Source organism: Neorhodopirellula pilleata (assembly GCF_007859915.1).
Classification (GTDB): domain Bacteria; phylum Planctomycetota; class Planctomycetia; order Pirellulales; family Pirellulaceae; genus Rhodopirellula; species Rhodopirellula pilleata.
In genome coordinates this window covers 305629-315146 of record NZ_SJPM01000007.1, presented here as the reverse complement: position 1 = coordinate 315146, position 9518 = coordinate 305629, and the positions used below count along the sequence as shown (strand labels likewise).

The window sequence follows — 9518 nt, the reverse complement described above, 5'->3', positions numbered from 1 at the left end:
GTTACGTTGTACTTCACCCATCGCGTGATCCTGCTTTGCGTTTGAGTTGGTTGTAGTGAACCGATAAACGTAGCGTTTCACGCGATGGTTTCTACCCTAAAGGCGCGCTTGGTGAATAAGGCGGGGTGAACGGCGTGTTGCCGCCGACGTGCTCACCGACGCTCTTTCCGTTGACGAAAACCTCACAACGATAATCCACGGCTTCAAAGTTCAGTGACATCCTGTGATCCGACGGTGTTACCGAAAACGTTCGGCGATACCAGAGTGCTTCATCGGCATCCAACAAACGCTGGACTCCTCCGAGCTTGGACTCCAGACAAAAAGGGACAAGGATTTGGCCCGTCCACTGAGTCGGCATGTCAACTTGTTGGATCGGCGTCACGGCGTAGTCCCAATGTCCGTTCAAGTTCGCCCATTGCTCACGACGCATTTGCGGACGTGGGTATTGTGTCCATGCGTTCTCGGCGGTGACCTTTTCGCCCCACGGGGTGATCAGTTCGGACTGGAATGGTTTGGTGTTCTTGGCCAGCGGCATCACCTTGCCGGTTATTACCTCGATGTTGGTCACGGTTCCGACGAAGGTGTTCGGAGCTTCGTAGTCTCCCGCCGCCGTGCGATCGTCTTGGCCAACGGACAATCCATCGGCGGGTTGGACGGGGATCAATCCCACGGACTGCCCCCTGGCGACAGTCTTTTTGTCAACGTCCAATTGCAATTGATCGGCCGTCAAAGTCGCGACAAAGTCAAACCGTTGGGGGACTTTCTCTTCCGACAAAATTCGACGCACGTTTTGGTTGACTCGAACATCGAACGCGAGCCGACCTTCGATCAGGTGAACCGCATAACCGTGTTCTTTGCCGCCCTGCGCGACGATGACGCCCGTATCGGACTGAACGCGGACGCGACCGGAAATCGTCAGTGGTCGATTCGCGATCTCTGGCGTCTCGATCTCTGGTGTCTCGATCTTGGCGGACGAGATCGCGTTAGCTCGCCGCTTGCCATTGCGGCCGATCGGCTGAGGGTAGTTCGCCAATGTCTTTTTTAGTTGTTCGACAATTTTGGGCTCGGCGTCGGCGTGGTTGCGAGTCTCCAACGGATCGGTTTCGTAGTCGTACAGTTCGTACTCAATAGAGCCTTCCGGGTCATCACCGGCCCACTCGACGAGTCGGTATCGTTCGGTCCGGATAGCGCGACCAAGTTTGTTCTTTGGATAAGCGTGATAAGCATGATCTCGCACGCGAGCATCAGGGTTCTTCAGCACCGGCACGAGCGAAACGCCATCGATCGGTTGGGGGCCGGTCGGCATCGGCAGGCCAGCGAGTTCCGCCAAGGTCGGGTAAATGTCGACGCTTTCGGCGAGTTGTTGAGTTGATGAGCCCGGCTTGGTGACACCCGGTGCGGAAATCAAAATCGGAATGCGATTGGCTTGCTCGTAGTTGGTGTGCTTGGTCCAGATTCCAAGATCGCCCAAGTGGAATCCGTGGTCACCCCACAGAACGACGATGGTGTTGTCGGTGAGTGCGAGTTCATCGAGACCGGCGATCACCTTGCCGATTTGAGCGTCGACGAAACTGGTGCTTGCGTAGTACCCATGAATCAGAGTTCGCTTTAAGTCGTCGTCGATCTGATCTGAATCGCTTTTGTCAGGAACGGGGAAATAATTGCGAATTTCGCCACCGCGTTTGCCCGCGACAGCGGGCGATCCGGCTGGTAATTCTTCGAACTCCGGCATCGGTAACGTCGATGGGTCATACAAGTCCCAGTACTTTTTCGGTGCACTGAATGGTAGATGCGGTCGGGCGAAACCGGCGGCGATCAAGAACGGCGTTCCGTCGGAGTCGCGTCGTTTTTTCGCGGCTCGTAATCGCTCCACGGTTTCTCGAGCGACTCGCCCGTCGGCGTAGCTTTCGTCGGCAACGTCGGGAGATTCATACGCGGCACCACGCGGCAACGAATTGATTGCGCCAAGTTGTTGGTTGGTAAAGAACGCTTCCTCGCGAGTCAGTTTGCCCCCCGGCGTGCTCTCGGGGTCGACATACTCGATCACTTTTTCTTTGAAGTGCGGTACACTGAACGACTCCGGATCGCCTTCGTTTCCGTGGCCGATGTGGAAGACTTTACCCAACGATTCGGTGCGGTATCCACCATGCTTTGCAAAATGTTGAGGCAGCGTGACTGCGTCGGGGATTGACTCTCGGAGCTTGCTGCCCAGACCGTACAAACCGGTTGATGTCGAGTGGGAGCCGAGCATCAGCGTGAAACGAGATGGCGCGCAAACGGCCTGATTGCAATAGGCCCGATCGAATCGCATTCCGCGAGCGGCAAACGCGTCGATATTGGGCGTCTTGGCATGCTGATCGCCGTAACATCCGATTGCCGGTTTGAGATCGTCAACCAGGATCAACAGAACATTCATCGGATTCGAATCGGCGGATGCGACTCGACCGACGGCAAAGAGTGCGGCGAAGCAAATTAACAGTGAAAAACGACGAACATTGGGCATCATGGAACCTGAATCAAGGAGAATCAATTGTTCGGAATCGAAATCGATTCCGTCGTTTCGGCGGCAGATCGCGGGATTAGTTGGAAACGCATTGTGCAAGTGGCGGCGATGATTACCGCTGAACCACTACGCCGTCACCGGCGTGTTGATTTCATCCGCATCATAACCCGCTGCGTAAGCGAGGGATGAGTCAATATTGCATCGTAACCCGCTGCGTAAGCGAGGGATGAGTCAATATCATTGATCCCTCGCTCACGCATCGGGTTACGATTAGTCAACACGCCGTCACTCGTCGGGTTGTGATTGGACCAGCAAGCGGCGAAGGGCAAATCCGCTGATGTTTTTAGCAGCATCTTCAATTGTTCACCAACAAAACTCAGTGCCTATGCGATTGTGCGTACTTTTTCTTTGACATATTTCGGGGCCGTCCGTCGGCATGGGACGGAACCTAACGAATCTCGCTGGCGACTCGGGCACCTTCGGTTCGCATTGCCTCGCAAGTTTTCAACCATGATTCCGCGAATTGTCGGACATGATCGTCGTCGGTGCATTGTTCTGCCTCGCGTTCAAGACTTGCGGCCATCTGGTGCAATCGCATTGCGCCGACGGCCGAAGCACTTCCCTTGATTTGATGGGCGGCCAATGCGACGTCATGGGCCGATCCATCACGCACCGCGTCACGACAAGCCGACCACTGGATGTCCCATTGTTCGCGGAAAGTTGCGGACAATAGCGCGATCATCGACTCGCTTCCACCGGTATTTTGCAACAGGACTCGACGGTCGATGGTTTCGTTAGACGAGTCCAAGAGCGATGATTCATGGGGATCGCGGTGAAAGTCGATCTCACCAGCGGTGGTTTCGTCGATCGTCAGACTTCCTCGGCGAGATGAGATTGTCCCGATCGCAACACCGAGATCGTCGTCCATGTCCGTCAAGCTTTCATCCAATGCTATCTCAGCCGGCACTTCCGAGTTTGACGAGATGACCGAAGAGCTGATTCCGTCAGCTTCCACTTTGGCGAACAATTGCTCCGGAGTGTAAGGTTTGGAAAGATAGTCCGTCATTCCAGCGTCAAGACATCGCAGGCGATCTCCGCTCATCGCGTGAGCGGTCATCGCGATGATTGGCACCTCGGGCTGGAGTGTCAGTTCGTCGCATCGAATTTGCCGGGTCGCTTCCAACCCATCGATACCTGGCATTTGAATGTCCATCAAGACGGCATCGTAACGCTGGTGGTGCAATCGTTTGATCGCTTCGAGCCCGTCGGCAACACTCTCGACCGAGTGCCCGCGTGCGACCAGCATGTTCTCGGCAACGACGCGGTTGACGGCGCCGTCTTCGACCAACAAAATTCGACGCGGTCGTTGACATCGACCAAACGACCGGTGGGAAGGCGGGTCGGACCGATGATCATCCTCCAAGACGACGGAAGTTTCCTGGGTGATTGGGATTGCGTCAAGAATCGCAAATAGTCGTGAAGGCGAAACCGGTTTCTCAAGCGTGTCGTTGATCTGCCATTGCGTGATCGATTCGGCATCGATCGGATCATTGCCCGAAGTGAGCCAAACAATCGGAGTCGATCGAATCGCTTGGCGGTGGCGAATTTGGCGAGCAACTTCGGAACCATCGTGACCCGGCATTGCGTGATCGAGCAAAACAACATGGTAGGGACTTCCATCTTCCGCAGCCTGCTTGAGTTGTTCGACGACCTGATGAGGATCGCCGAGGCAATCGACTTGGTATCCGGCATCGATCAACATCTCGTTCAAAATCACACGATTGATTTGCTCATCGTCGACGACCAGCACCCGCATCGGTTGATGGTCGATCGATGACGAAGAACCGGCGTCAGCGTCGCGATCGACTTTCAGGGGTAGGTCAAACTCGAAGCGGCTGCCTTTGCCCGGAAGACTCTCGACACTAAGACGACCGCCCATTCGCTCGACCAATCGGGAACTGATGGCCAGTCCCAAGCCGGTTCCACCGAATTGCCGGGTCGTCGATGAATCGGCCTGCGTAAACGCTTCGAAGATTCGGCGTTTTTCTTCGGGTGTCATGCCGATCCCCGTATCGATTACCGCGATCATCACTCGGGTGTGCTCGATGGCCGAAGCTTTGCTTGCGTTCGGATGACGTTTGTCGTGATGATGGAGGTCAATGCGGGTTTGGTCTTGGCTTTCGCGGAGTTCGACGGTTACCGATCCTCGCTGCGTGAACTTCAACGCATTGCCGATAAGATTGACCAACACTTGTCGGACACGTGTGGGGTCTCCGACGACGTGATTCGGCGTGCCCGGTGCGATTCGAACCTTCAACTCAACTTGAAGTCGGCGCCCGCCCGCGACGGCCTTGATGGTTTGGTCGACCAGTTCGTGCAATCCGAAGGGGATCGCCTCGAGTTCGATTCGTCCCGCTTCGATCTTGGAAAAATCCAAGATGTCGTTGAGCACGGCGAGCAACCCGTCGGCAGCCCCTTTCATCATCTGCAGAAACTCCTGCTGCTTGCGTTGCAACGGGCTAGCAAGCAACAACTCCGCCATTCCCAAAATGCCATTCATTGGCGTGCGAATTTCATGGCTCATCGTTGCCAAAAACTCGCTTTTGGCTTCGTTCGCTTTACGAGCTTCGGCGGCCGCCTGAGTGGCCAAGTCTCGTTGCTCTTTGAAGCGTTGCCGATAATGAGTTTGTTCGGCCAGCCGCGCTTTCAGGACGCCGATCAACGTGACCGCGCCCAAGTACAACGTGATGATCGTTCCCAAGAAACTCATCGTCGCCAACCGAGCGATCACGATTGATTGAATGAACTTCATTGCTGGAAAATCGACGCCGACGAGTGCTTCGACTTCACCCCGGTCGTTCCGCAGCGGTGCATGGGCGGAGACCCAATATCCCCATCGATCACGTAACGGGCGATCGGCGAATACGACTTCGCCCGCGAAGGCTCGTTCGATCTGTGCCGAGTTGCTGTCTTCGTAACGTTCACCGATCGGAGTTCGCGATTCACGAGCTCCCGAGATGATCCCGTCGCCGTTGTAGTCGGTTTCCGAGTCGACGATCAGTTGGTAGATCGTTTTAGGATGACCACTCGGCACGTGCGAGGATCCGTTAGAATCATTCGACGACACATTCGCACGCCGCAACGTGTAGACATCGGCAACTTGCGGGTTGACCGAGAGCCACCGCGTTTGAGCCTCGATCATTTTCAGATAGGTTGGGTTGTCCGGAGATGTGTCGATTCCGATCGACTCGTGACCCATTTCTTGGAGTTCGATCGCGTAGGTCGGTGCGATCCCGATCAACTGGTCTCGCAACGCTGATCGCTGCAACGCGTCGACCGATTCGGTGACATAAAAACCGGCCACCAAGAGAACGATCAAAACAATGAAAGCCAACTTCGCACGAAACGGGGCGATCACGGGATCGGATGAAACCCTCGGGCGATTGTCCTGCTCGGGTATCTCACCGAAATGACGCATCACTCGGCGGACCGCGCCGGCGTAGCCTCCGATCACCACGACCGTGAATAAGAGATAATCGATCCGATATTCGTACCAGCTTTGCCAGAACATTTATCGAATACCACTTACCGTGGAACGGATCCACACAATCATCAGAGCCACGATCGCGATCGTATAAATCATCACGACCAACGACCACAAAAGCCGTTCGGCCAAACTGAATCGTTCGTTTCGCCACAACATCGGAATGCCCAACGCAGCAGTCACGAAGAACAAAACGACCAAGGTCGCCCATTTGGAATGGCTGATACCTGTTCCGACGGCAATGGAATCGGATTCGGTTAGATACTTAGGTGGTATTCGGCCAGGGGCGATCACTAACGTCCTGATCGGCCCCGATGTTTCGGTTGTTTCTTGCGTCTCGATGGATTCCGTGGGTTCGATCGAACTCATGGCGTCGGGTCCATGGAATTGCCGGCTGACGTTTCGGCGAGGCGGTCTTGGGCGATTCGTACGAGCGGCTCGACGGCGGCATTGTTGGCATACAGTTCCACAATGGAATACCAAATTTTCTTTGCCGCGATCGTGCTACCCTGGGCAAACAACTGGTCCGCTTCGTCGAGTTTCGATGTCAAGATTCGGGCCGCTTCACTTTGGTCGGTCGATGCGGAGATTTCCGCTACTTTGCTACGCGCCAAATTCACGAGAGGCCGATAGTCGTCAAGTTCTTCCTTTGTCAGGCCTTTCTCATCGCCCAACAACGTGATCATGGATTGATATTTGTCGATCGCGGTGACTTGGTCACCAAACTTTTCAAATTCCATCGCTTCGGCAAACAAACGTTCGGCTTCGTTCTTCAACGGCAGATTTCGATTCAATTTCACCGTCAATGCGTGTTCGGCCTCGATCATGCGAACGCGATCGATTTGTTCCGATGCCCATTGGCTGTGTTCCCCATCGGGGAACTGGCCGACCATCGGTTCAAGGTAACTGATCCGCGCTTGCGACATCGACGAGCGGGTACCTTCGGCGAGCAACGCTTCGGCGCGGACGCGCATTTTGGATTCACTCATCGGCCACGCGACCCAAACGAGCATCGCGAGCAACAAGCCCAAGACGGGCAAGAGAATCAAGGCTTGATCGTGCCAGGGCGTGGCGTCGATCGATTCCGAACGAGTCGACTTGGATACGACCGTCTCGTCGCGACCGAGCACCGATCTCGCTTCGGCTCGCGTGGACTGGTCGGTCTTGACCAACGCCGTGAAGCCGGACGAGGCGTGTTCGGCCACACCTCCGCGGGACATCGATCGCCGTCGCACTTCGGCCAACTGCAGTTTGACTGCTTCGGCGGAAACCGGACGCATGTTGGGGTCCTTGGACAGTAACTGCGAGATCAGCGTGTCGATCCAGACGGGCGTTTCCATCGCCGTCGAAGCAACCTTCATGGGCGTTTGGTATTGCAGGTTGGCGGTGACTTCTTGAACCGTCTTGCCACTGATCGGCGGCGTCCCGGTTAGGGCTTCGTACATGACCGCGCCGAACTGATACAAGTCGCCACGATTGGAGACTTCATCGTTCATTCCCGGCGATTCGGGCGGACGTCGAGCCAGTTCGATCGGTAACCGTGGTCGCTGGATGTGGTAGGGCCCGCTGCGAAAAGGCGAGCTTCCGTTTTCATCGCGAACATCGATCAGCACCGGGCTGAGTCCGGCGATGATGATTTTGTCCGGAGCGATTCGGCCATGGACGATCCCGTTGGCGTGCAAGTAGCCGATCGCATCGATGATCGGCTCGGCCCAATCAAGCACCGTTTCCCAAGGCAAACGACCGCGACGGGAGATTTCGTCGGCAATCGTGGGACCTTCGATCAACTCATGAGCCAAATAGGCGTAGGAGTTTTCAAAACCGCCTCCGTAACACTTCACGATGGCCGGGTGTTCGATCGTCTTGAGGCGTTCCCACTCGGCGGCAAACTTGGTTCGTGATTCGATCGTTCCGGCGAACGCGATATGAAAAACACGAACGGCAACGGACCTGCGCAAGCTAACGTGAACGGCCCGCCAAACCCGCGCATCCTTACTTGTCGGGTTACTGCCGAGCGGCGATTCCAGCGCGAGCGGTCCGAGTTTACTAAGCGCCATGAAAGGTAAACGCCATCAAGATTCCGGGTTGGCTGATTCGGGGTTGGCCGATTTTGGGTTGGCCGATTTTGGATTGGCTAGGTGAACGACGGGATACGGCATGAAGGTATCCGCCCGCGTCAGACGCGGAATTTTCGACTCGTTCGCGGGAGCCTTCATTCTATCCGACGAGGCACCGTCGTCCGACCCGATCGTGATCCATGTTCGGTCTTTCCCCAAAATTTGATTACGGAGCACGCGGGCGAACCCAGGCTCGATCCCACCCTCGCGGGTGCCCATGATCTCGTCTCCGATTTGCCGTAGGATCGGTTCGATCCGTTTGCCCGCGATCTGCAAACGATGTTTCGCCTCGGGCGTCGACCAGACGTTCGTCCATACCTGTCGCAGCGCGGCGTTGTCGATGACGGCTTCGCTAAGGATCACGCGAAACAATTCACGGGCCTCTTCGTCATTGGCAATCACCCCCGCCAGCTCCATCATTTCGTCCCGCACGCGCTCGTTGGCGAGGATATCTCGCATGATCAACTCCACCGCCGTGGCGATCTCATCAAGGTGATCTTCCACCGTCGGCACGACTTCCTGATCGACAAACCGTCGCCATTCTTCTTGGACCAACTCCCGCTCGGGAAGCGGCGATTTGTCGTAGATCGCTCGCCATCCGAATCGCCACAATGAGGCTTTGTTCCATATTTCGCGTCCGATTTCCTCAGCGGGAACCTGTCCATGACGCCGGACGATAGGGATCACTTCGGCGCGAACCAACGGCACAAGTTGATCTTGCACCAAATCCGCCCGGTAGCGGGCCGCCAACGATTCCAATTCATCACGATGCCGCTCGACCGATTCGACGATGCCCTGTTCGATCACGGGAACGCTCTCTTGCAAAGATTGCAAGACCAACGGCAATACCGCGTCGGTAACCTCGGCGAGATGGGCATCCATCGCCTCGGACAATCGCTCCTGCAATGCCTCCCGTCGATCGGGGGGAAGAAGCGTGGCCATGATTTCGTCGATGCTTCCCGAACTGTGGTGAACACGAAACTGAGCTTGTGAATCCCAATGTGGGCGTTCGAATAACGTCACGACAATTTCATGGGATACAGGACTCTTGTTCGGATCGCCCTCGCCGGACCGATCAACTCGAGAAACAAAACCGATCTCCCGCCAATCGTGCGGCGATCGCTGATCATGTGCTTGCTGATTGCCATGTTCATATTGACCAAACACAACGTCATTGAGCCGAACCCGACCGGTCGGATCGATCATGGCGATCTCCACCGGCCGCAACGTGATCGATTCCTTCAAGATCGTCGCCATCGACCGATGCCGCAACATCCAAACGGTGGCGACCAAGATCAAGATCGACCAAAAGGACGCCCCGATCCATCGGCGGTGATTCTTGGTTAACATCATC

The 9518-nt window shown here is 55.8% G+C and carries 5 protein-coding genes; all 5 read right to left on the bottom strand.

Translation table 11 applies throughout. From position 1 onward, the window contains the following. Positions 1-91: 91 nt before the first annotated feature. Positions 92-2506 (bottom strand): sulfatase, encoded by a 2415-nt coding sequence (locus tag Pla100_RS17835; protein ID WP_146579046.1) that lies wholly within the window; start codon positions 2504-2506, stop codon positions 92-94. 445 nt (positions 2507-2951) lie between these two features. Continuing rightward, positions 2952-6074 carry a hybrid sensor histidine kinase/response regulator gene (locus tag Pla100_RS17830; protein ID WP_146579045.1) on the bottom strand — a complete coding sequence of 1041 codons (3123 nt, stop codon included), beginning with the start codon at positions 6072-6074 and terminating at the stop codon, positions 2952-2954. Continuing rightward, positions 6075-6416 (bottom strand): hypothetical protein, encoded by a 342-nt coding sequence (locus Pla100_RS17825; RefSeq protein ID WP_146579044.1) that lies wholly within the window; start codon positions 6414-6416, stop codon positions 6075-6077. It abuts the gene before it with no gap. After that, complete coding sequence (locus Pla100_RS17820; RefSeq protein ID WP_146579043.1) at positions 6413-8104, bottom strand: serine/threonine protein kinase; 1692 nt, start codon at positions 8102-8104, stop codon at positions 6413-6415. The genes Pla100_RS17825 and Pla100_RS17820 overlap by 4 nt, the downstream gene beginning before the upstream one ends. A gap of 15 nt (positions 8105-8119) precedes the next feature. Beyond that, positions 8120-9517: a hypothetical protein gene (locus Pla100_RS17815; protein ID WP_146579042.1), complete on the bottom strand. Its 1398-nt coding sequence runs from the start codon at positions 9515-9517 to the stop codon at positions 8120-8122. Between the last annotated feature and the right edge of the window lies 1 nt (position 9518).

Coding starts and splice junctions, on each gene's coding strand:
- Pla100_RS17835 (WP_146579046.1), bottom strand. CDS start 2,506: ATGATGCCCAATGTTCGTCGTTTTTCACTGTTAATTTGCTTCGCCGCA.
- Pla100_RS17820 (WP_146579043.1), bottom strand. CDS start 8,104: ATGGCGCTTAGTAAACTCGGACCGCTCGCGCTGGAATCGCCGCTCGGC.
- Pla100_RS17825 (WP_146579044.1), bottom strand. CDS start 6,416: ATGAGTTCGATCGAACCCACGGAATCCATCGAGACGCAAGAAACAACC.
- Pla100_RS17815 (WP_146579042.1), bottom strand. CDS start 9,517: ATGATGTTAACCAAGAATCACCGCCGATGGATCGGGGCGTCCTTTTGG.
- Pla100_RS17830 (WP_146579045.1), bottom strand. CDS start 6,074: ATGTTCTGGCAAAGCTGGTACGAATATCGGATCGATTATCTCTTATTC.